Source organism: Candidatus Nitrosotalea okcheonensis, from assembly GCF_900177045.1.
Lineage (GTDB): Archaea > Thermoproteota > Nitrososphaeria > Nitrososphaerales > Nitrosopumilaceae > Nitrosotalea > Nitrosotalea okcheonensis.
Window position 1 is genome coordinate 1,037,405 of the sequence record NZ_LT841358.1, and the last position, 22,667, is coordinate 1,060,071.

The following is a 22,667-nucleotide window of genomic DNA, read 5'->3' on the forward strand; positions in this document are numbered from 1 at the left end:
CAATGGCAAAAATCTGGGTAGAGGCATATGGTTGTTCTGCAAGTTTTGCAGATTCAGAAATGATATCAGGTCTAGTTGTAAACGGAGGACATACCCTTGCAGAAAACCAGAAAGATTCTGATCTTAGTGTGATAGTTACTTGTTCTGTAAAGGATGTAACTGCACACAAGATGGTGCATAGGATAAAAAAACTAAAATCGAATCCACTTGTTGTTGCAGGTTGTCTTCCTAAGGCAGAACAGACAACTGTAGAAAAGTTCAGTCCAAAAGCAAGCTTGCTTGGACCAAATTCCCTTGGAAGGACTTTGGATGTCATCACTTCCACATTAAACGGAGTGCGAAAGGTAGAGCTTGCAGATACAGATATCAACAAGGTTGGACTTCCAAAGGTCAGACTAAATCCAGCAGTAGGGATTATTGAAATAGCAAGCGGGTGCATGAGCGAGTGCACATTTTGCCAGACAAAGATATCCAAGGGAGACTTGACAAGCTATCGAGTCGGAGACATTGTAAGACAGGTACAGCATGAAATCCAAGATGGTTGTTCAGAGGTCTGGCTTACCTCAACTGATAACGGCTGTTATGGATTTGACATTGGTTCCAATCTACCTGAATTGATACAAAGTGTTTCAGGAGTAGAACATGAATTCATGGTACGTGTAGGAATGATGAATCCCATGTATCTCCCACGCATCAGAGAGAAACTCTTGGAGAGTTTTGTAAATGACAAAGTTTTCAAGTTTCTCCACATTCCAGTCCAGAGCGGCAGTGACAAGGTCCTCAGAGACATGAAAAGGCAACATACTTCAAAGATATTTTATGATACAAGTCATGCATTTAGGAAACGATTTGACAGATTTACCATTGCCACAGACATCATAGTAGGCTTTCCTACAGAGACTAGGGAAGATTTTGCCAAAACTGTTGATCTGATAAAGGAGACAAAGCCAGATGTCGTAAACCTCTCAAGATATAGTGCAAGGTCTGGCACCAAGGCCTCCAAAATGGAGCAAATAGACGTGTCAGAGGTCAAGCGAAGAAGTAAGATATTATTTGACATTACAAAAGAGATCTCACAGCAGAGAAATGAAGAATGGATAGGTTGGAAGGGAAAAGTTCTCTTCGATGAGGTGTCAGACGGAATAACAAAGGGAAGAAATTTTGCATACAAACAGGTAATTATAGACAACAAGGTCAGACTTGGACAAAGGGCCACGGTAAAGATCGATGGGGCTGCACCAAATGGTCTGTATGGCACCATAGTGAGCTAAATATTTTAGATCCGATCTTGGATCAAAACTAAGCAACAAAGTTTTTTAATCAATTTTGTAAGCAACAATAAGTCATGGAATTTCAGTTGAAAGATCCAGTTTTAATCATAGGTTTAGGAGGTGCAGGGTGCAAGCTGGCTGTTAACATCAAGGAGAAATTAGGTCACGACTGCCTCCTGATAAGTCATGACGAAAGAGATCTCAACCATGATGTCTCAAAGATTTTGATCGATACTAGCCCTATTTTGAATCCGTCAGCATATCTCATAAGAGGTGTGTCATTAGGTGCAAGAGATTCTATTGAAGAAAAAATTAAGGCATATTCAACAGTAATGGTCATTGCAAACCTAGCAGGAAAATCAGGTGCCGCACTTGCTCCCATAGTATCCCAGATTAGCAAAGAATCAGGAAAGAGTACACTCTCCTTTGGAATCATGCCATTCAAGTTTGAAAAAGACAGGATATTCTTTTCAGGGGTTTCTTTGAAGAGGTTGAAGACAAATTCAGATTGCACAGTAATAATAGATAATGACGCATTACTTGAGAGTAACCCAGATCTCACTCCAGATGCATGCAATGGAATCACAAATTCTGCCTTGGTACATGTAATATCCACCCTAAAGAATTCATCATTACCACTTGAAACAAGTATACTTTCAACTAGCAAGGACATTTCAGATGTAGAGACTTCACTTAGAGATTCCATCAAGATGTTATATGAAGACGCATCACCAAACAACATCAAAAGCGCATTAATGTATGTAGTAGGCGGAAACAAAGTTCCAGTCGGAGTTTTGAACTCAATGGTAAATACAATAAGCGGAATTTTCGGAGATGATAGTACAAGAGTAAGCATGTCAGTCACAGCTGGAGAAAGTTCCAAAGTTGTCCTGCTCACTTCAATTGAAGGTGAGACACGTTTTGACAGATATGACCCACTTGGCTTCATATCAAAAGACAATGTACTTGATTGGGATGAGCCTGACGCAAGTGTGAAAATTGATCTTAATTTAGATCAAATAGAATAAGATTCAGACAAAAAACAATCTGGTCTAATACAAATATAGTAAATTAAAATTTAGAATCTACTCTTTCTTTGACTTTTTTTCTGCCTTGGGTTCAGTTTTCTTTTCTTCCTGCTTTGGTTCCACTTCAGTCTTTTTTTGTTTCTCTTCTGGTTTCTTTTCCTCTAGTTTTGATTTCTCTTCTGGTTTCTTTTCCTCTAGTTTTGATTTCTCTTCTGGTTTCTTTTCCTCTAGTTTTTGTTTCTCTTCAGTCTTTTTTTGTTTCTCTTCTGGTTTCTTTTCCTCTTTCTTTGACTTGTTACCAGATTTCTTGTCTTTTTTCTTTTTACTATCAGATTTTTTGTCTGATTTTTTTGAGGTTTCTTCTGTCTTATTTTCTTCTTGATATTTTGAGACAATAACGGTACCATCATCTTTTGTAATCTTCACACGAATTTTTCTTGGTGGGTGTCGGATTCCTCGTGCCCAAACCAAGTGACTGATTTCTTCCTCAATCTTTACATTTTCAGATTTCATATGTTTGGTGGCAAACTCTCTTATCATATTGATTGCCCTCTTTGCCCTTTGATTATTTGGAGACAAGAGTACTTTGCCGAGATTAATAGTGTAAATTCGTTCTATGGATTCAGTAGACATTTTATCCTACACTCACATCAGTTCTGCGCCACTGTCTCTTCTTAGGATTAGTTCTCACTCTTCGTTTTGTCCTAACAATTATCCAAGCTGGTACAGACGAATTCTGTTTTATCTTCTTCATCAACCTGTTCTTTCTTGGAGTTGACTTGCGGGCAGCCATAAAAATTTGACATTTTAGCCTCTTTTTAAATGAATCTCATATACACAGATGGATTAGAATAATATCTTGTCATGAATTTGTTTTAGCATTCTTGCAGATGCACCCCATATCAAGTGATTATCAAACTTGAAAGCATACATTTCCATGATTGAATGATGTAATGGATCCTTGTCATTTTCAATTGTTTTCAAAAGTGGAAACAGCGGTATTCTAAGAACTGAAGCAATTTCAGAACTTGTCAAAATTTTTGGCAACTCATCCAACATCGTAATAAATGGAACTATCTTAAAGCCTGAGTTCAGAGTTGTTACGGGCTTGAGTTGTCCAATTATCATCGATTTTGAAATTTCCAGTCCCAATTCCTCCCTCGTCTCCCGGATTGCAGTTCCAAGCAAATCACCATCCCGTGGCTCCCAAGTTCCGCCAGGAAAAGATATTTCGCCTGCATGATGATTCATTGTTTTAGATCTCTCAGTCATCAATACTGTAGGTTCATTTCCAAAGACAATTATCATGACTGCTGCAAGTTTGCTTGTAGAATTATCTTGTGGTTCTGCCATGATTTCACTAGACAGGATCTGTTTTAGGTTTACGACATCCAATGTTTCATCATTCCCGTGATTCATTATTGTCATTTATTATTGCATGCATCATATCACTAGAGAACAAAGTACTCTGCTTCAGGGTGATGTACTACAATAGCCGCAGTTGATTGTTCAGGAATTATTTGGCCTGCTTCTGTAAGAGTCATGCCAGATTTTTGTGGTTCCAAAAGTTTCCATACAATATGATGTTGTGATACATCAGGACAGCTTGGATATCCCCAACTGTAACGTAGTCCTCGCTTTTCCCCAATCTTGAGATCCTCTCTAATTTTGTGGTTTATCCACTCTGCCATTGCTTCTGCTGTCTCCACTGCAATTCCATGAAGATAGTAGGCATCAGTATATCGATCTTCTTTGTTCCATTTCTCTATCAAGTCAGATACCTTTGTTCCCACAGTAACTGCCTGAAATGCAACTACATCGTCTTTGCCAAAATAGTCAGTAAGACAGAGATGCTTTGATTTGGAAGAACGTGGAAAATCAAATAGTAATTTTTCTCCGTTTGGATGGTCTACAACCATCTTTCCATCTTTGTTGTGGCAGATAAAGTATCCATATACTGCGCTTGGTTCGAATAGTTTCTCGTCAAGTATCTTCTTTTTCCATTCTTGGAACAACATTTCATGCTCTTGCTCAGAGTCTTTGGCAGATTGTCCTCTAACTCCCCAAGATAATACAAACAAGGATTTTTTGTTCAGATATTTCCAGACTTCGTTGAGGTCAATATCTCTTGATTCCAATCGTATGACATGATTTAGTTGTGTACATACAGGTGGCGTTACAGGAACAATTTCACTATGAACAAACTCAGATGCCTCAGTTTTTTCGAAAGTAGGCTCTTTCCATTTCTCAATTTTTTCTTGCCAGTCTTGCACAAATTTTTGTTTTTCTGGTGAAACTAGAGTATCCATAATTTTTAGTCCGTCAAACATAGTCTTGCAGTAAAATACACCAGGCATGTAAATCCCTCCCTCTTTTGCGACACGATTTATGTAATTGGTGTTGATTGCAGCACCTCCACAGAGAACAGGAATTTTCATATTATTCTTTCTTGCATGTTCCACAAAATACTGCATCTGTTTTGATGTAGATACCAACAGTGCCGAAAGCCCTATGGCATCAGCGTTTACCTCTTCAATTTTTTCAAGAAATTTTTGCAGTGGTACCTGCTTTCCAAGATCGTATACAGCATATCCATTGTTTTCAAAGATGGTTTTAACAAGATTTTTTCCAATATCATGTACATCGCCATAGACTGTTCCAAGAACTAGCCTTCCTTTGCTTGATCCCTCCTCCTTTAACAGATATTTTTCAAGCTCTACAACAGATGCCTTCATACATTCTGCAGACTTTAGCACAAACGGTAGGATTAGTTCCCCTGAGCCAAACTTGTCACCAACTTCCTTCATTGCAGGCAAGAGATCTTCATTTAGTGTCATAATGGCAGCCTTGTGGGTCAAGCCCCTAGGGGCACCAATTTCGAGTTTACCATCTTTTTCTACCAGATTAAGTTCGGTAGTAATTTTTTCTGCGATTGCACTTACTACATCATTTTCTATTCCATCACGAAGTCTATTTACAATTCTAAAGTTTGCCCTCTTTCCTGCAGACCAAGTTGGATCCACGTCTATTTTTTTACCAGATGTCTGGACTGTTTCTTTTGTATTTTCAAAGTATGTGATAAAATCTGCAAGTGCATTTTGATGCTTGTTAAATATTAGATCCTCTGCAAGTTTTTTTTCCTTCTCATCAATCGCGGTGTAAGGTATGACATCTTTCGGATTGATGATAACTGTGTCTAATCCATATTTTACGGCATGATACAAAAATACAGCATTGAGAGTCTTTCTTGCACGTGGAGCAAGACCAAAACTGACATTACTCAGTCCAAGAGTTGTAAACGAATTTGGAAATCTTTCCTTAACAAGATGGATTCCTTCCAACGTATTTTTCCCCGCATCTAAAAATTCAGTCTCTCCAGTAGCCAAGGTAAATGTGAGTACATCAAAAATAAAATGCTCTTCCGTCAAACCATATTTCTTACCAGTTGCAACCAAGAGTTCTGCAGTTTCTAGTTTTTCTTTCGAAGTCTTTGCCATTCCTTTGGGTCCAATGCACATGGCAACTGCCGGAACTCCATATTTTACCATCAAAGGGGCAAGCAAGTGAAATCTGCTTCCATCACCCTCCAGGTTTATCGAATTTATGATTGGTTTTCCAGGAATTTGTTCCAGTGCAGCAGCAATCACTTTAGGTTCAGTAGAATCAATTACTAGCGGTGCGTCAATTTCTAGGCTTAATAGTTTTACAAGTTTTTTCATAAACTCTAACTCATCGGAGCGTTCTGTTGTTGCAACACAAACATCAAGACAATGTGCCCCATCTTCAACCTGGTCTCGCGCAAGTTTTACCAATTCTTCAAAGTTGTCATTTAGGACGCATTCCTTTGCCTTTTTAGATCCTTGAGCATTTAGCCTCTCTCCAATTATCAGTGGCGGTGGATTTTGTGCCAGATCAACTGCCTTTAATGCGGAACTTACTCGTGGAATATTCAACAATATCGTTCTCTAGTACTTTTTCTAAATACCTAGCGGTTATTCTCCGTGGCCTTTTCGTCAATTACTTTACGTAGAAGTGAAATATGGTCAACATTTGTACCGCAGCATCCTCCAATCATTCTCACATTGTGGTATTGATCCAAAAAATCGGCCATTACGCTTGCCATATCTTTTGGCTCCATCTTGTAGACTGCCCGGCCCCCCTGATTTTCAGGCATTCCAGCATTTGGTACAACAAGCAATGGCAAAGAATTTTGCTCGTTTAACCATTGCACACTTGGAATCATTTCAGTAGGACCAGTAGAGCAGTTAAGTCCAAACGCATCAATTCCCATTTCAGACACTGTAGTATAGGCAGATTGGATGTTTGTGCCAAGAAGCATTTTTCCATACTTGTCTAATGTTACATTTGCAATTATAGGAATCCTCTTGCCAGTTTTTTTAAATGCGTTATGACATGCCTCAATTGCAAGCTTTACCTCCAGGATATCTTGGCTTGTTTCAATCAACAAGGCATCTACCCCTCCAAGAATAAGACCCTCGGCCTGAATTTCAAATGCATCTCGAATCTCATCAAGTTTTATTTGTCCAAGAGATGGATCGTTTGAGCTTGGAAGAAAACCTGTTGGTCCCATTGAACCGATCACATATCGTGGTTTATCGCTAAATTCTTGTGCCACATCAACAGCAAGTTGTGCTATTTTTTTGTTAAAATCTAATGTCTGGTTTCCATATCCATACTCATCTAGCTTTAGCTTGTTTGAACCAAACGTATTGGTCTCAATACAGTCTGCTCCAGATTGTAGGTATGAACGGTGGATCTTTTTTATCCATTCAGGTCTTGTAAACGAGAGTCCATCATTGAATCCATCCTTACCATCCGGAAAGTCATCAGGTTTAGGATTTAGTTTTTGGATCTCAGTACCCATTGCACCATCAAGGAGAACAACTTTATCTTTCATCAAAATATCTAGAGGTATTTTTTCAGTCAATTACAATTCAGTGAGATTATCATCTACTTAATTCTATTTTGTTTTAACATAATGTAAATTTCCTTCAAAGGTTATAATCAAGTAGTCAGGACAATCAATTATGACCATAATTTATGAAATTAATCCCCCAAAAGTTATTCAAGACACCATATTGTCTCATGACCAGCTCTCAGAATCTGTTGAAAGACTAAAGGAGAGAGCTACCAAGATTGGTCAGACAAGTGATGGAATTCATCTAACGGATTCAGTCCTCGGAATTCCAAGGGTTTCACCAATTACAGCTGGATTTTTCATACGAAACTCTAACAGCAAGATACGAATCACTGCAAGCATACGTGTTCGTGATAGAAATCTTACCTCAATTACGCAGACAATATGTGATGCCATCCTATTGAACCTAAACGGAGTTCTGGTTCTCAAGGGAGATACCCCGCCATCAGGCCCAAAAGATTCAGGACTAGTTCCAAGTGACATAGTAAAACAGTTTAACGAACAAGGTTTTGGAAAAAGAATTGATATGTTTCTTTCTATCTCAAGTAATCCGGATTTTGAAAAGATGCACAAAAAAATAGAAGCCCAACCAAAGGGATTCGTCACCCAAGTCATAAGTTCCATCAATCAGGTCACTAGAATGGTTGACATACTAAAACCTCAAGGATTCAAGATAATTCCATGTGTGTTGTTATCATCTGAGAAAAACAAGAAATCCGCGCAAATGCTAAATCTTGACTGGTCAGAATACAGCAAGGATGTTGTAGGATTTGTCAAGCAGATAGACAGAATTGCAGGGAACGTACTAATTAGCTCTCCAAACGACTTTGCAGGTGCGTTGGATCTCTTATATAGACTAAGATAATCAAGCAGACAAAAATTTTCATGCCACAAGTAACAGATGGGAGAATTAAGACCTAGATTAAAATTAAAGATTGACTCTAGATGAATGTCATCAAATGCAATTGTTTGCCATAGTGTCTGTATTTACAGTACTGATCGGCTTAGGATTTGTTGCTACTCATACTGCATCAGCCAATGTATGGATCCCAGATAATGAATTCAAGGGATTTTACGATATAAATGGAACTTATACAGTAATTGGTGCAGTAAAAAATACTGAAGCCAATGCGATAATTCCGACAATCACAATCAACATAAAAGATAATGACAAGACCATATCAGAAAAATATATTTTATCAACTGTGAATTCTCAAAAAGATATTCCATTTAATATCAAGATATTTCAAGTTGAAGGAAAAAATGCAACTTTAGAAAAACCTCAGGTTAGTTTTGTTACGACAGATCACAATTTTAAAGATATTGAAATAATTTATGACAAGACATTAAGAAAACACTTTGATGGTCATGAGACAGGTTTTATTGTAAATAATGACACTTCTACTGCGTACGGAGTAAGAGTATATGCTGCAATATATGGAAAAGATGGCAAGTTTTTGGATGTCGGCAAAAGTGTTGAGACAATTGACAAGATAGACCCAGGACAAAAGATTGCATTTTCCATGTACCCAGATCCCCAACATGCATCAATGATAAGTTACTATAGCTGCTTTGTAGTTGGAGATGATCCGACAATGCCCGTATCTGTTCTCAAAGACGGCAAACCATACAATTTCACATATTTGACTTCAGGTTCAGTTACAGATACTAAATTTGACGATTCTACACACAGCATAACCGCAACTGTAAGGTATCCATTTCCAGATACAGGATTTGTGAATTTTATGTTTCCAGAAGAGACAGGTGGAGAAAAATTTTCAGTGTTATCAAATGGCAAACCAGTGAAATTTGTGCAGAGTAAGGATCCAGACGGATATTGGCATGTGGCATTGTCACTCCCCCCAAGATCTACATCATATCTTGCAATTTCAGGATTTGACAAATCTGGATCATTACTACCCACAGACGACTCTAGAAATTATCTTTTGGTAATAATACCGATTGTAGCTGCTGCAATTAGTATAACGATTTGGAAGAAGAAAAAAGACTAGAAAAAAATTATTTAGACAGTCCCCAGCGTGCCAGAATTTTTGCTTCAATTTTTTTAAATACAAATCCATCAACTAGAATTCCAATGATCATTATAATGACAAGTATGCCAGATACTTGAGATATGTTATTGTCATGTTTTCCTGTATTTAGTAAAAATCCTAGTCCGGCTATAGAAAATATGATTTCAGCTGCAATAACACCTCTCCAGGCATAAGCCCATCCTTGTTTGAAACCAGATATCAGATATGGAAGGGCTGCGGGAATCATAACATTTGTAACAAGTTGCAATCCACTAGCCCCCATATTTCTAGCCGCTGCGATATATGTAGGAGGAATATTTTTGATTCCAGAATGAGTATTAATAGAAATTGCAAATAGAGCACCTGCAACAGTAACAAATATCACACCTGCATCAGTTGGACCAAACCATAAAAGAGCAAGAGGTACCCAAGCAACAGAAGGAATTGATTGTAAACCTAGTATGAGAGACCCCATGGTTTGATTAGCTGTTTCCACCTTAGCCATGAATATTCCAATAATCATGCCACCAATGATTGCAATAATCAATCCAGTTACAAGCCTCCACATACTATTTGCAACTGCGTACAGTAGACTTCCATCAGATGCTTCTTTTACCAATGTCTGTCCCACTTGTATTGGAGAAGGCAAGGATTGTTCTGGTACTACATGAGTCAAAAATACAATCTGCCACACTGTAGCAATTCCGACATAGAACAAAATTTGTTTATGGAGAGTTTTTATTTTCATTTGGAATCATCTTTTGATCTTGCAATGACTTCACTTTTTAATTCGTCAAGAATTTGATGATAGTATTTTTGGAGATTCTCATCTTCTGCAAGTCGTGGTCTTCTATAATCAATTACAATCTCTTTTTTAATTTTTGATGGTCGGTTCTTGAATACCTCAACCTTGTTGCCAAGTATTACAGACTCTGAAATATTGTGTGTAACAAATATGATTGTCTTTTTAGTTCTCTCCCAGATCAATTGCAATTCAACAAGCAACAAGTCCCTTGTTTGAGAGTCAAGTGCTGCAAAAGGCTCATCCATCAAAAGAATTTCAGGATCCATTGCAAGCGCTCTGGCTATTGCAACACGTTGTTTCATCCCAGTTGATAATTGATACGTATACGAATCTGCAAATTTTGTAAGCTGCATCATGTCAAGATACCTCTGAGATATTTCTCTGCGCTCATCTTTTGGGATTCCTGCCATCTTTAATCCAAATTCTACATTGTCAATGACTTTGAGCCATGGAAAAAGCGCACCTTCCTGAAAGACCATCGTCCTATCAGGACCTGGTTCTGATATAGGAGTTCCATTTAGTAAGATCTCTCCCGAATCTGGTTTTTCAAGACCTGCTACAATATTCAAGAATGTAGATTTTCCACATCCAGACGGACCTACTATGCAGACGAAATCTCCTTCCTCGACATTTAGATTTATACCATCTAATGCAACTACAGAGTTCCCATTATGATCAAAATGTTTTACAATATTGTTGGCTTGAAGTTTAGTCATGATTTCAAGTCCCTTGTGTCCATTACTGAAACAGTTGAAACTAATACCGCAATACCATGTATGATTTTCATATAACGTCGTTATAATATTTATCTTAAATAGTGATCGAATTTTAGCTTGGACTAACTTGTTTTATCTCATACAACAAAAAACCAATTTTGTGATTTTTTTCAAAACAAAAAACTAGATCGAGTGCTGATCATAAAAGATAAATGCTAATTTATGATCACAGAAAATCTCTATGATGAAAGGAAAAGCAGTTCTAGCTTTCTCTGGAGGACTTGATACTTCGGTTGTGATAAAATATCTCCAAGACAAACACAATCTTGATGTTATTACAGTCACAGTAGATGTAGGCCAAGAAGATAACCTCAAAAAGATTTCAGCCAAGGCGAAAAGTCTTGGAGTTTTAAAACATTACAACATTGATGCGCGACAAGAGTTTGTAGACAGTTTTATTTTTTCAGCCATCAAGGCAAACGCTTTGTACCAAAAAAAATATTGCCTTGCAACTGCACTTGCACGCCCATTGATTGCACAAAAAGTAGTAGAAGTTGCAGAAAAAGAAGGCGCATCAGCACTTGCACATGGTTGTACAGGAAAAGGAAATGATCAAGTAAGATTTGATGTCACGTATCGTTCAGGCTCTAATCTTCCAATCATTGCACCAATACGTGATCTCAATCTCACGCGAGATGTCGAATTGAAATATGCACAAAAACACAGCATACCAATCGATACCACAGCAAAAAGATTCAGTATTGATCAAAACTTGTGGGGAAGGGCAATTGAAGGTGGTGATATGGAAGACGCATTTTCAGAGCCACCTGATGATGCATTTATCTGGGTCAAGACAAAAAATTTGCCAGAGAAACCACAATATTTAGAAATAAAATTTGAAAATGGAATACCCATCACAGCAGATGGGAAGCGTATGAAATCAATTGAACTAATCAAATACATCAACAAAAAAGCAGGCGCAAACGGAATAGGGATTGTAGACCACATCGAAGACAGAACAGTAGGCATAAAATCAAGGGAAGTCTACGAGACACCTGGTGCCACATGCATTATTGAGGCACATACTGATCTTGAAAAAATGGTTTTGACAAAACACGAATTAAAGTTCAAGGCCATGGTTGATGCGGAATGGTCGTGGCTTGCATATTCTGGACTGTGGCAAGATCCACTAAAGTCAGATTTAGATATGTTTATCAATGCTACACAAAAGAGGGTTAGCGGAACTGTCAAGCTCAAAATGTTCAAAGGAAGTCTCAGAGTTGTTGGAAGAAAATCAGAATATTCATTGTATAGCCATGATCTGGCAACATATGGAGCTGGTTCAACTTTCGATCAGACTCTTGGAAAAGGATTCGTTGAGCTATGGGGACTTCAATCAACAGAAGCTAATAAATTACTAAAAAAGAGGTGAATGATCAAAGAATGAATTGTCCAGAATGTGATGCAATAATAAAAATTCCAGATGACGCAAGCATTGGGGAGATAGTCTCATGTCCTGATTGTGGGGCAGATTTTGAGATTGCTTCTAAGAACGGTGGTGTATGTGAATTAAAGCATGCTGAGAAAGTTGGCGAAGATTGGGGAGAGTAAATGCCCAAAGTTCGAATCGTGTTCGATAGAGTAAGACTGGAGGAGAAGATGCTTGAACAAAAAGCAATAGAGCTTGGACACGATACGAAGATGATCGATGCTAAAACTACTCAATTTACCACTGAAAGTAAAAAAAATAATTATGACTTCGGAGATGTTGTTTTAGAAAGATGCGTCAGTTATTTTCGTGGTCTTCATTTTACAGCAGCCTTGGAGTTTTTAGACATACCAGTAATTAACAGGACGGAAGTTGCAAACAATTGCGGAAACAAGATGTTAACATCATTGTTGTTAAAAAAACACAACGTACCCACTCCAAAAACATACTTTACATTTTCATCTGAGGCTGCAATAGAGACATTGGAAAAAGATGGTTATCCCCTTGTGATAAAGCCAATCATAGGAAGTTGGGGAAGAGGTGTCGTGCCCCTTAGAAACAGAGAAACTGCAGATGCAATAATAGAGGTAAGAGAACTAAATGACGGACCATTGGACAGGATTTACTATTTACAAGAAGTTGTGGAACGTCCCCCAAGAGACATACGAGCCATATCAGTTGGAGATCAACTGATCGCGGCAATGTACAGAACATCCACAGGTGGCTTTAAGACAAACATTGCCCTTGGTGCAGAGCCAATTGCATGTGAAATTACAAAGGAATTAGAAGACATTTGTATGAAGGCATCCAAAGCAGTAGGAGGCGGAATATTGGGAATCGATGTGATGGAAGACGAAAAACGCGGATTTGTAGTACATGAAGTAAATAACACAGTAGAGTTCAAGGGGCTTGCGAAAGTTGCCAAAAGAAACATACCAAAAGAAATGATCGACTATGCAATAAGTTACGCCAAGCGATAAATTTCAAATGTTGAAAAAAATTTTAGAGTTTAAATTATACTATATTATGGTAGGAGAGTATCGATGAAAGTAGGTGTAGTAGGGGCATCAGGGTATGTCGGCGGAGAAATTCTTAGACTACTTGTAAGCCACCCACATGCAGAAATTTCAATGGTAACTTCAAGACAATATGTTGGAGAGTATATTTCCAGAATCCAACCAAGTTTGAAGGGATTTACAGACTTGACATTTTCAGAACTTGATTATGATAAACTAACAGACAAGTGTGATCTGGTGTTTACTGCAGTACCACATGGAACTGCAGTAGATATTGTAAAAGCACTCTATGACAGAGGAATGAAAGTAATTGATCTTAGTGCAGACTATAGATTGCACAATCCTGCAGATTATGACAAGTGGTACGGTTGGCAGCATCCACATCCAGAATTGCTAGAAAAATCAGTCTTTGGAGTACCAGAACTTCATAGAGAAGAGATAAAAAAATCACAGATTGTATCATGTCCAGGATGTATGGCAGTAACATCAATTCTTGGATTATATCCATTGATCAAAAAGAACATTATCGATACAGAACACATTGTGGTTGATTCAAAAATCGGTTCATCTGGTGCAGGTGCAGGAACTGTTTCAGGTACACACCATGCAATGAGATCAGGTGTAATCAGACCATACAAACCAGCAAAACACAGACATACAGGAGAAATAGAGCAAGAGCTAAGCCAAGCAGCTGGAACCAAGATCAAGGTATCAATGAGCCCACATGCAGTAGACATTGTAAGAGGAATTCTTTGTACAAACCACGTCTTTCTTAAGCAACCAGTAACTGAAATGGATCTGTGGAAGATGTATCGTGAACAATATCAAAATGAAAAATTCGTCAGATTAATCCGTGACAAGAAAGGATTTTACAAATTCCCAGATCCAAAGTTTGTTGTCGGTTCAAACTTTTGTGATGTGGGATTTGATATTGATGAAGACAACAACAGACTGGTAGTTCTTTCAGCATCAGATAACCTCATGAAGGGTGCAGCAGGCTCTGCCATCCAAAACATGAATGTCATGGCAGGATTCAACGAGATGGAAGGAATCGCATATACTCCGCTAACTCCTGTGTAAAAAAATGATTACAATTAAGATAGGAGGAAGTGTGGTAGACGGTCTTCATCCCACTACAATAGCAGATATAAAAAAAGTCTCAGAGAATGAAAAACTCATTTTGGTGCACGGCGGAGGAAAAGAGGTAACTAAAATTTCAGAAGCATTGGGAAAAGAGCAGAAATTTATTGTGTCCCCAGGAGGAATCAAGAGTAGATTTACCGACAAAGAGACTGTAGAGATATTTACCATGGTTATGTCAGGAAAAATAAACAAATTGATTGTAGGCATGCTCCAAAAATATGGAATCAATGCTGTCGGCCTCTCTGGAATAGACGGCAAGATAATCCAAGCTGAACGAAAAAAGAAATTAATTGTGATGAATGAGAAGGGTCGCAAGATGGTAATAGATGGTGGTTATACTGGAAAAATACAAAATATCAATACAGGATTGATTCATTCCATATTAGACCAAGGATATGTTCCAGTGATATCTCCCATCGCAATAAGTGAAGAGAGTGATTTTCTCAATGTTGATGGGGACAGGGCAGCTGCATATGTAGCAGGCAAGATGCAGTCAGATAAGATATTATTTCTTACAAATGTAGATGGTTTGCTCATGGAAGAAAGGCTGGTTGAAAAACTGTCATTGGCAGAGGCAAAAGAGATGCTACCAAAGATTGGATTTGGCATGGAAAAAAAGATTCTTGCTGCAACAGAAGCATTAGAAATGGGCGTCAAGGAAGCACTTGTTGCAAACGGTAAAAAGGAAAACCCAATATCAGCGGCAATTGCTCATCATAACTGTACGGTGATATCAAGATGACAGAAGATCAATTCATGGGAAATATCTATCAGAGATTTCCTGTAACAATAGAACGTGGACTAGGAGCTCATGTATGGGATGCAAGTGGAAAGGAATATCTGGATTGCATGGGTGGCTATGGCGTTGCATTGGTTGGCCACTGCAATCCCAGAGTAGTAAAGGCAATAAAAAATCAACTCGATAAAATAATCACAGTACATAGTTCACTTTACAACAAGACGCGAGAAGAATTTCTTGAAAAATTAATAAAAATTGCACCAAAGAATCTAAGTCAGGTATACCTAAACAACAGCGGAACGGAAGCAGTAGAAGCTGCAATCAAGTTTGCACGCAAGTTTACAGGAAAGAAAAAAATGGTTGCAATGAACGGTTCATACCATGGAAAATCACTTGGTGCACTGTCAGTTACATTCAATCAAAAGTACAGAAAGGCCTTCGAACCTCTTGTTGACTCGGTAAGTTTTTCATCATTTGGCGATATCGAAGCATTGCGAAATACAGTGGATTCTGACACAGCAATGGTGATCATGGAGCCAATCCAAGGAGAAAGTGGAATCAATGTTGCCCCAGATGGATTTCTACAACAAGTCAGAAAATTATGTGATGAAAAGGGAATTGTTCTGGTATTTGACGAAATTCAGGCAGGTCTTGGAAGGACTGGAAAGATGTGGGCAAGTCAACATTGGGACACAGTACCAGACATAATGTGTCTTGCGAAGGGCATTGCAGGAGGCGTACCAATGGGTGCAACCCTAGTAAGACCAGACATCTTGGCTTCGATTAACAAGGGAGAGCAATCTTCTACATTTGGCGGCAACCCATTATCATGTGCGGCAGGAATTGGGGCAATTGATGCACTTGTAGAAGACAAGCTAGTTGAAAATGCAGACAAGAATGGAAGGATATTCAGAGAAGGTTTAGAGAGACTGAAAGAAAAACACAAGATTATCAGAGAGATAAGAGGTAAGGGCCTGATGATTGGTGTTGAAATGAAGTTTGAAGTAAAGGACATATTATTTGATGGAATTGCAAATAATCTACTCTTGCTTTATTCCGGCAAGAACATACTCCGATTATTACCTCCTCTAGTCATATCAGAGTCTGACGTAAACAAAGCTTTAGAAACTCTAGATGTAATACTAACAAAGGAGGAACAGCGAAGAAATGTCTAGAGATAAAACAGATGAGACAATAATTGAGATACTAAAAAAAGACTCGAGACAATCGTTTGTAGAAATTGGGGAAAAACTTGGATTATCAGAATCGGCAGTAAGAAGAAGAGTAAAGAATCTTACAGGTGGAGGAATAATTAAAAAATTTACAATTGAAACCGGAGATGCAAATTCTACAAGTGCCATAATTTTGATCTCAGTTGATTCATCAACTGATACATCAAAGGTATCAGCAAAACTTTCTAAACTACATGGAGTTCACACAGTATTTGAAATAACAGGACAATATGATATTGCTACAATAATCAAGGCACCTACAATTACAGACATCAATGTATGCATTGACGAATTACGAAAGGTCCCAGGTGTGTTTGATACAAACACTGTCATAATATTGCGTACAGTCACATAAAACGAATATCGACATATAATTCTGAAAATCGCCTAAAATCGTTTCAAAAATAACCAAACTAGACGATTTCTGTACGAATATGTTTATATTTGTAAAACCCAAGTAAAAATTGAGAAATGGACGACGCAAATTATTACGCATACCAGTATAACGAAATGGGTGTAAAACCAAAGAAAATCAGAATACTTGACAGTACACTAAGAGAAGGGGAACAGCATCCCGGTGTTACTTTTTCAAACAAACAAAGAATCCAGATTGCATGGATGTTGGATTATTTTGGAGTGGATCAAATTGAGATATCACCTGTAGTATCACCAGATCATAAAGAAGCAACGAAGACAATCATCAAGCAAGGATTGAAAGCAGACATTGTAGCACATGTTAGAGCATTAAAAGAAGATGTAGATGTTGCAATAGATTGTGATGCAACATGGATGGCAACATATCTTGGTATTTCTGAAATTCACATGAAGGACAAGCTAAGAATAACAAGAGAAGAAGCATTGCGAAGATCAGTCGAGACAGTAGAATATGCCAAGTCACATGGCCTCAAGATGAGATTTACAGTTGAGGACGGCAGCAGAGCAGACCCAGAGTTTCTAATGCAGATATGTAAAGCAATCTCTGATGCAGGTGCTGACAGGATCAGTTTGCCAGATACTGTAGGAATAATGAGACCAAACGGAATGTACAACTTTGTAAAATCAATTCGTGATGAAATAAAAACACCACTTGATGTCCACTGTCATAACGACATTGGACTTGCACTTGCAAATGCGCTGGCAGGATGCGACGGTGGTGCAGATCAGATTCATACAACAATCGATGGAATAGGTGAGAGAACTGGAATACCAGCACTTGCAGAAACAGCTGTTGCTTTGACATATCTGTACAAGTCTCCAAATAATTTCAGACTGGACATGCTCATGGACCTCTCAAGGCTAATTGAACAGTATACCGCAATTGTACCCTATGATTCAAAGCCAATTGTTGGACCTACTGCTTACAAGCACAAGGCTGGAACACACCTGGCAGCTATTTTGAGAAACCCTGCTGCATATGAGCCAATTGAGCCAAAGGTAGTAGGAAACAGGAGAAGGATTGTCTTTGGAGAACTTGCAGGAAAAAACGGTGCAGCATACTTGATGTCGCTATTAGGTCTTGAACAAAACGAGACTCATGCAAAAGCAGTGGCAGCTGGCCTGAAGAATCTCAGGATGGGAGATTTGCTTGAAATACCACTTGATGACAGACTTGAACGAAAGATAATTAATGACACCGAAGTGAAGGTAAAAACAGGAAAATAATATGAAATGTTTAGAATGTGACGCAAACATCAACCCTCCACAGGATTCGATGGAAGGAGAGATAGTAACCTGTCCCGATTGCGGTGCAAGTTTTGAACTTGTCAAAGGATCCTCCGGCTTTGAGTTAAAACCAGCACAATCTGTTGGTGAGGACTGGGGCCAGTGAGCTCAGGTTTATCGATTCTCTACGATACCATCAGGTGGGAAGAAAAAGCACTCTTTGATGCTGCCAAGGAGAAAGGCATCAATACAAAGATGGTAGACTGTAAGAATTTATCCATTAATTTAGATAAAAGTAAGGAAGATCACGGTATCGTAATACAGAGATGTGTGAGTTATTACCGTAGTCTTCATTCCACTGCAGCACTTGAAGGAAAAGGAGTCAAGGTAATCAATTCCTTGAATACTAGCATCTTTGCAGGAAACAAATTATTTACTCACATGCTTTTGCTGAAAAAAGGCATACCAACTCCATTTAGTGCAGTTACATTTTCAGAAGAATCTGCACTTGATCTTCTTGACAAAAGAGGGTATCCAATGGTGATTAAACCAACTGTAGGCAGTTGGGGAAGAATGATTGCCATGATAAAAGACAAGGAATCGGCAGAGGCAATAATAGAAAGCAGAGAGAGCATGTATCCAATTTATCAGGTATACTACCTTGAAGAATTTGTTAACAGACCTCCGCGCGACATTAGAGCAATTGTAATAGGGGACAGAGTCGTTGCTGCAATTTATCGCTATTCGGGAGAAGACCAGTGGAAGACAAACATGGCACTTGGTGGCAGGGCTGAGGAACTTAAAGTAACAAAAGAATTAGAAGACATTTGCATCAAGGCAAAAGAGACAGTTCAGGGGCAAATAGTCGGAGTAGATCTAATGGAAAGCAAGGAAAATGGTCTTGTGGTACATGAAGTAAACAATACAACGGAATACAAAAATACTGTCAGAGTTACTGGCGTAAATATACCAGCAATGATGATTGATTACGCAGTAAATCTAGGAAAATAAGAATTGGACTCATCAGTAACTAGTACACCAAGATATTCAGTAAAAGTGCTAGAGAAGGCCCTGAGGATTTACACACCATCTCTTTCAGAAAAACCGCTCGCAGAATTTCTAGCAGACAAGTGCGATGATTTTGGATTTGAAGACATCCACATAGATGATGTTGGAAATCTTATCGCTACAAAGGGTTCTGGATATCCAAGAATAATGTTATGTGGACACATGGATACAGTTCCAGGAAAGATAAAGGTAAGAAATGAGAACGGATTCATTTATGGACGAGGTGCATCTGACGCCAAGGCGCCTTTAATTTCCATGCTACTTGCAGCAGCATCAGTCCAGAGCAACAACAATGGAACAATAACATTTGCAGCAGTAGTCGATGAAGAAGGGAATGCCACAGGAATCAAGAGCTTGGTAAAACAAAAGCCAGAGATAGATTACGCAATATTTGGAGAACCAAGTGGAATTAAAAATATTACAATTGCATACAAGGGCAGAATTGCAATAAACTTGAGAGTAAATGTAGGCGATAGTGCACATGCAAGCGCACCATGGCTTGCAAAAAATGCAATTGAGGAGTCATATGTATTTACCAGTGCGCTAAAAAAATCACTGGAGCAAAACCAAGATGGTATAGCAAAGAGCATGATGCTTACATCATCTCTTACTGAAATCAAAGGTGGCAGCAGTCACAATGTAACGCCCCTAGAATGTGATGCAATAATGGATATCAGAATCCCAGTAAACATGAATTGCAAAATGGTTGGAGAAAGAATTGCAACAACAGTTGAAGAGATTGCAAAAAAACAAGGAGTTAATGCATTTTATTCTGTAATAGATGAGACTGAACCTTTTGAGGCGCCACACAGTTCTCCGCTTGTCAGAGCTCTGACATTGGGAATAATGGACGTAGAAAAGGCAAGGCCACAGCTAATTCGAAAGACAGGCACAGGTGACATGAACATAATAGGAAACTCGCTAAACATACCAGTTGTCACATATGGACCAGGAGATCCACATGCATCGCACACAATTGACGAACGAGTATCAACGGACGAGTTTCTAAGAAGCATTGAAGTTTTCAAGAGGATGCTGTCTCACTTGAGAAGATTACATGAATTCAAAAACCCGTCCACCAAGTCCTAAAACGAAGCTCAAAATATAGAGCGGCGGGAGTTTTTTTATAATGCTATGGTTTGTAGGTCTTGGCATTTCAGGGCTTGATGGTACAAGTGTGAATGCCATCCAGGTTTTGAAAAAGGCAGATATGACATTTTTTGAGAATTTTACTAGTCCCATTGGAAAATCAGAAGTGTTAAAAATAAAAAAACTGGTTAAAGGAAAGCTAACTATTGCACCAAGATGGATGGTAGAAGACGGCAAGGCAATCCTGGCACTTGCCAAAAAGAAAAATGTAGTACTGTTAGCTTATGGTGATCCATATGTAGCCACAACCCATCTGGAATTGCGTACAAGAGCCGAGAAAGACAAGATTAAAACAAAGACAATTCATAATGCATCCGCAATCACATCTTTGATCGGAGAATGCGGTTTGCACCATTACAAAATTGGAAGACCCGTGACAATCATGAGGGAAACTCCATCACTAACCACCGTGTATCATACAATTTATGAGAACATGATAAAGGGAAGTCATAGTTTGTTAATCTTGGAATTTGATAATAGTTCCAATTTCTTCATGAATCCAAAAGATGCGCTATACAGTTTATTGGAAACAGAAAAAGGTCAAAAGCGAAATGTCATAGACCAATCTACATTTGCAATAGTTGCATCAAGAATTGGTGCAAAGAATCAGAAAATAATTTCAGGGAAATTATTAACTCTTGTCAAGGCAGACTTTGGCAAGCCCCCACATACTATCATCATTCCCGGAAAGTTGCACTTTACAGAAAGTGATGCAATCAAGATATTTTCCCAATGCCTTGATGAACCATTTGATAATTCATCAAAGATTCAAAAAATATCAGACCAGATGCTTTCAAAGTACATCCCAAAGGCAAGAAAGGCGTTAGAGGAGGTTGTAAAAATGTTCAAAAATGATACCAGTCTTGGTCCAGTCATAGAAAATGCTCAGTTGTATATTGATGATGCAGAAAAATTCCAAAAGGACGGACAAGAAGAACTTGCAGTACTCAGCATCGGATACGCAGAAGGGCTGATGGATGCATTACGCCTCTCAAGAGGAATTGATCCTTGGACACAGAGTTTATAGATAAACCAAATTGTAATAGTTTCGCTCTAGTGATAAGATTTGGATGCATTTGATAAAGAGATAATTACGGCCTTTTTTGTGGCATCACTTTCAGGCGATACAGCCACGGATATCATACGAAAAAAGATTTCCCTCAGCCCAGAATACATCCAAGAAAAAATAGATTATCTTGTAAAAAATGGGTTTATTGAAAATAATAAAAAAACCCTTACTGAATTTGGAAGAAACTCCATACGGGTTGTACTGGCTGGAGGAGTTTTTGACATAATTCATCCAGGACACATCCACACCCTCAGGGCAGCAAAGGCCCTTGGCAATGTATTAGTTGTAGTTATTGCAACTGACAAGACTGCACAAAAAATGAAGAACCGAATCCCGTTACACAACATGGAACTTCGTAAGGACTTGGTAAGATCACTTTCAATGGTAGACTATGCAGTAGTAGGATACGAAGGCAACATATTCAAGTCAGTTGAGATCATCAAGCCAAACATCATTGCATTAGGCTATGATCAGGTACATCAAGAGAAGTTCATAATAGATGGATGTAAAAAGATTGGAATCGATGTATCAATTGCAAGACTCCAGTCTCCAATACCAGACATCAAGAGTTCAAAGATAGAAAACGACTATGGCAAGTCAATCTATGGAATTTAACCCAAGACAGGCTTTACACTTATTGGAACCCGTATTGTAACTTTTGAACCGGTAGAAAGTTTTGCTGCCTTTTTGATGTTTTCCTCTGAGATCAGCTCAATTATAGAATCATCGTGATGAGTACGCTCAAGTAGAATCAGCGCTGCGTTGATGCCGTTTATTTTTGCCGTATAGCATTTTACCCATCCATATGTTCTCTTTCCATCTGAGAAACCATCAACCAATATCGCAGTATATGCATCAAGTGAGCGCTTGGCTTCAATTGATTCCTTGTCCTTTAGTTTTACATTCAATGTTCCAGGAAATGGAACGTAGCCAAGCTTTGTCTTGAATTGCTTTGTGTATCCCTTCATCGACATGTAATATGCCCCCTCACCCATTCCAGATATTATAGTTCCCTTGAATTCCAAATGTGCTGGAATTGACTCGAGGCTTGATTTTAACACAGAAGATATCCTGATCATTTCAGAATGACCTTTGGTTGTTATTCTTACAGAGACCTTTTGCCCGCTTCGAAGTCTCTCCACACATCCACTTGCCTCCAATTCCATGAGATGTTTTGATGCAGCCTGCTGCGACTTGTTGATGCTCCTTCCAAGAGAAGATGTAGTTATTGGAACAAAATTATAACGTGCGCCCTTGGTAAAAAGTTCTGCAAGTGTAAGAATATGTTGAATCTTTAGTTCTGGCATT

General features: G+C 38.5%; 25 protein-coding genes. 17 read left to right on the forward strand and 8 right to left on the reverse strand.

Features of this window, described 5'->3' with window-relative positions; all coding sequences use genetic code 11:
- The first annotated feature begins 2 nt into the window (after positions 1-2).
- Both BQ3481_RS06135 and BQ3481_RS06140 read left to right on the forward strand, forming a co-directional pair.
- The gene (locus BQ3481_RS06135) at positions 3-1,271 is read left to right on the forward strand and encodes a tRNA (N(6)-L-threonylcarbamoyladenosine(37)-C(2))-methylthiotransferase (RefSeq protein ID WP_157927481.1); all 1,269 of its coding nucleotides are present in this window, start codon (positions 3-5) and stop codon (positions 1,269-1,271) included.
- Between the two features lie 74 nt (positions 1,272-1,345).
- On the forward strand, positions 1,346-2,299 hold the full coding sequence (locus BQ3481_RS06140) for an FtsZ/tubulin family protein (protein WP_157927482.1): 954 nt from the start codon (positions 1,346-1,348) through the stop codon (positions 2,297-2,299).
- A 57-nt stretch (positions 2,300-2,356) separates the two neighbouring features.
- Here the strand turns inward: BQ3481_RS06140 and BQ3481_RS06145 are convergent, their stop codons facing one another.
- The 5 genes from BQ3481_RS06145 to BQ3481_RS06165 all read right to left on the reverse strand — a co-directional run bounded on the left by BQ3481_RS06145 (position 2,357) and on the right by BQ3481_RS06165 (position 7,217).
- Complete coding sequence (locus tag BQ3481_RS06145) at positions 2,357-2,932, reverse strand: 50S ribosomal protein L31e (RefSeq protein ID WP_157927483.1); 576 nt, start codon at positions 2,930-2,932, stop codon at positions 2,357-2,359.
- Position 2,933: 1 nt separating this feature from the next.
- Positions 2,934-3,092 (reverse strand): 50S ribosomal protein L39e, encoded by a 159-nt coding sequence (locus tag BQ3481_RS06150; protein ID WP_148694356.1) that lies wholly within the window; start codon positions 3,090-3,092, stop codon positions 2,934-2,936.
- 53 nt (positions 3,093-3,145) lie between these two features.
- Positions 3,146-3,652, reverse strand: a complete 507-nt coding sequence (locus tag BQ3481_RS06155; protein WP_231911745.1) for an NUDIX hydrolase — start codon at positions 3,650-3,652, stop codon at positions 3,146-3,148.
- 98 nt (positions 3,653-3,750) lie between these two features.
- On the reverse strand, positions 3,751-6,252 hold the full coding sequence (locus BQ3481_RS06160) for a methionine synthase (protein ID WP_157927484.1): 2,502 nt from the start codon (positions 6,250-6,252) through the stop codon (positions 3,751-3,753).
- Between the two features lie 32 nt (positions 6,253-6,284).
- Positions 6,285-7,217, reverse strand: a complete 933-nt coding sequence (locus BQ3481_RS06165) for a homocysteine S-methyltransferase family protein (RefSeq protein WP_157928492.1) — start codon at positions 7,215-7,217, stop codon at positions 6,285-6,287.
- A gap of 130 nt (positions 7,218-7,347) precedes the next feature.
- Between BQ3481_RS06165 and BQ3481_RS06170 the strand changes: the two genes are divergently transcribed.
- Positions 7,348-8,103 carry a 5,10-methenyltetrahydrofolate synthetase gene (locus BQ3481_RS06170; protein WP_157927485.1) on the forward strand — a complete coding sequence of 252 codons (756 nt, stop codon included), beginning with the start codon at positions 7,348-7,350 and terminating at the stop codon, positions 8,101-8,103.
- Between the two features lie 94 nt (positions 8,104-8,197).
- Positions 8,198-9,250 (forward strand): peptidase, encoded by a 1,053-nt coding sequence (locus tag BQ3481_RS06175; protein ID WP_157927486.1) that lies wholly within the window; start codon positions 8,198-8,200, stop codon positions 9,248-9,250.
- Positions 9,251-9,257: 7 nt separating this feature from the next.
- Here the strand turns inward: BQ3481_RS06175 and BQ3481_RS06180 are convergent, their stop codons facing one another.
- Both BQ3481_RS06180 and BQ3481_RS06185 read right to left on the reverse strand, forming a co-directional pair.
- Positions 9,258-10,019: an ABC transporter permease gene (locus BQ3481_RS06180; protein WP_157927487.1), complete on the reverse strand. Its 762-nt coding sequence runs from the start codon at positions 10,017-10,019 to the stop codon at positions 9,258-9,260.
- A complete protein-coding gene (locus tag BQ3481_RS06185) occupies positions 10,016-10,792 on the reverse strand; it encodes an ABC transporter ATP-binding protein (RefSeq protein ID WP_157927488.1) in 777 nt (258 codons plus the stop codon). Before BQ3481_RS06185 ends, BQ3481_RS06180 begins: the two co-directional genes overlap by 4 nt.
- Before the next feature lie 244 nt (positions 10,793-11,036).
- On the opposite strand from BQ3481_RS06185, the gene BQ3481_RS06190 reads away from it, so the two are divergent.
- The 13 genes from BQ3481_RS06190 (at position 11,037) to BQ3481_RS06250 (ending at position 21,974) form a co-directional block, all read left to right on the forward strand.
- Positions 11,037-12,224 carry an argininosuccinate synthase gene (locus BQ3481_RS06190; RefSeq protein WP_157927489.1) on the forward strand — a complete coding sequence of 396 codons (1,188 nt, stop codon included), beginning with the start codon at positions 11,037-11,039 and terminating at the stop codon, positions 12,222-12,224.
- An 11-nt stretch (positions 12,225-12,235) separates the two neighbouring features.
- Positions 12,236-12,403: an alpha-aminoadipate/glutamate carrier protein LysW gene (lysW/argW, locus tag BQ3481_RS06195; protein WP_157927490.1), complete on the forward strand. Its 168-nt coding sequence runs from the start codon at positions 12,236-12,238 to the stop codon at positions 12,401-12,403.
- Entirely contained in the window at positions 12,404-13,261 is an 858-nt protein-coding gene (gene lysX, locus BQ3481_RS06200) for a lysine biosynthesis protein LysX (protein WP_157927491.1), read from the forward strand.
- A 63-nt stretch (positions 13,262-13,324) separates the two neighbouring features.
- A complete protein-coding gene (gene argC, locus BQ3481_RS06205; protein ID WP_157927492.1) occupies positions 13,325-14,377 on the forward strand; it encodes an N-acetyl-gamma-glutamyl-phosphate reductase in 1,053 nt (350 codons plus the stop codon).
- A 4-nt stretch (positions 14,378-14,381) separates the two neighbouring features.
- Entirely contained in the window at positions 14,382-15,182 is an 801-nt protein-coding gene (locus BQ3481_RS06210) for a [LysW]-aminoadipate/[LysW]-glutamate kinase (RefSeq protein WP_157927493.1), read from the forward strand.
- Positions 15,179-16,354 carry an aspartate aminotransferase family protein gene (locus tag BQ3481_RS06215; protein WP_157927494.1) on the forward strand — a complete coding sequence of 392 codons (1,176 nt, stop codon included), beginning with the start codon at positions 15,179-15,181 and terminating at the stop codon, positions 16,352-16,354. Before BQ3481_RS06210 ends, BQ3481_RS06215 begins: the two co-directional genes overlap by 4 nt.
- Positions 16,347-16,766, forward strand: coding sequence for an HTH-type transcriptional regulator LysM (gene lysM / locus BQ3481_RS06220; RefSeq protein WP_157927495.1), 420 nt, complete (start codon positions 16,347-16,349; stop codon positions 16,764-16,766). The genes BQ3481_RS06215 and lysM overlap by 8 nt, the downstream gene beginning before the upstream one ends.
- A 116-nt stretch (positions 16,767-16,882) precedes the next feature.
- Positions 16,883-18,073 carry a LeuA family protein gene (locus BQ3481_RS06225; protein WP_157927496.1) on the forward strand — a complete coding sequence of 397 codons (1,191 nt, stop codon included), beginning with the start codon at positions 16,883-16,885 and terminating at the stop codon, positions 18,071-18,073.
- Position 18,074: 1 nt separating this feature from the next.
- The gene (gene lysW/argW, locus BQ3481_RS06230) at positions 18,075-18,239 is read left to right on the forward strand and encodes an alpha-aminoadipate/glutamate carrier protein LysW (protein ID WP_157927497.1); all 165 of its coding nucleotides are present in this window, start codon (positions 18,075-18,077) and stop codon (positions 18,237-18,239) included.
- Positions 18,236-19,084 (forward strand): lysine biosynthesis protein LysX, encoded by an 849-nt coding sequence (lysX, locus tag BQ3481_RS06235; RefSeq protein ID WP_157927498.1) that lies wholly within the window; start codon positions 18,236-18,238, stop codon positions 19,082-19,084. The genes lysW/argW (BQ3481_RS06230) and lysX (BQ3481_RS06235) overlap by 4 nt, the downstream gene beginning before the upstream one ends.
- A 3-nt stretch (positions 19,085-19,087) precedes the next feature.
- Positions 19,088-20,230, forward strand: coding sequence for a M20/M25/M40 family metallo-hydrolase (locus BQ3481_RS06240; protein ID WP_157927499.1), 1,143 nt, complete (start codon positions 19,088-19,090; stop codon positions 20,228-20,230).
- Between the two features lie 40 nt (positions 20,231-20,270).
- Positions 20,271-21,317, forward strand: a complete 1,047-nt coding sequence (gene dph5 / locus BQ3481_RS06245) for a diphthine synthase (RefSeq protein ID WP_157927500.1) — start codon at positions 20,271-20,273, stop codon at positions 21,315-21,317.
- A 39-nt stretch (positions 21,318-21,356) separates the two neighbouring features.
- Positions 21,357-21,974: an adenylyltransferase/cytidyltransferase family protein gene (locus BQ3481_RS06250; protein WP_157927501.1), complete on the forward strand. Its 618-nt coding sequence runs from the start codon at positions 21,357-21,359 to the stop codon at positions 21,972-21,974.
- Here the strand turns inward: BQ3481_RS06250 and BQ3481_RS06255 are convergent.
- Complete coding sequence (locus BQ3481_RS06255; RefSeq protein WP_157927502.1) at positions 21,971-22,666, reverse strand: DUF120 domain-containing protein; 696 nt, start codon at positions 22,664-22,666, stop codon at positions 21,971-21,973. The genes BQ3481_RS06250 and BQ3481_RS06255 overlap by 4 nt on opposite strands.
- Position 22,667 lies beyond the last annotated feature (1 nt).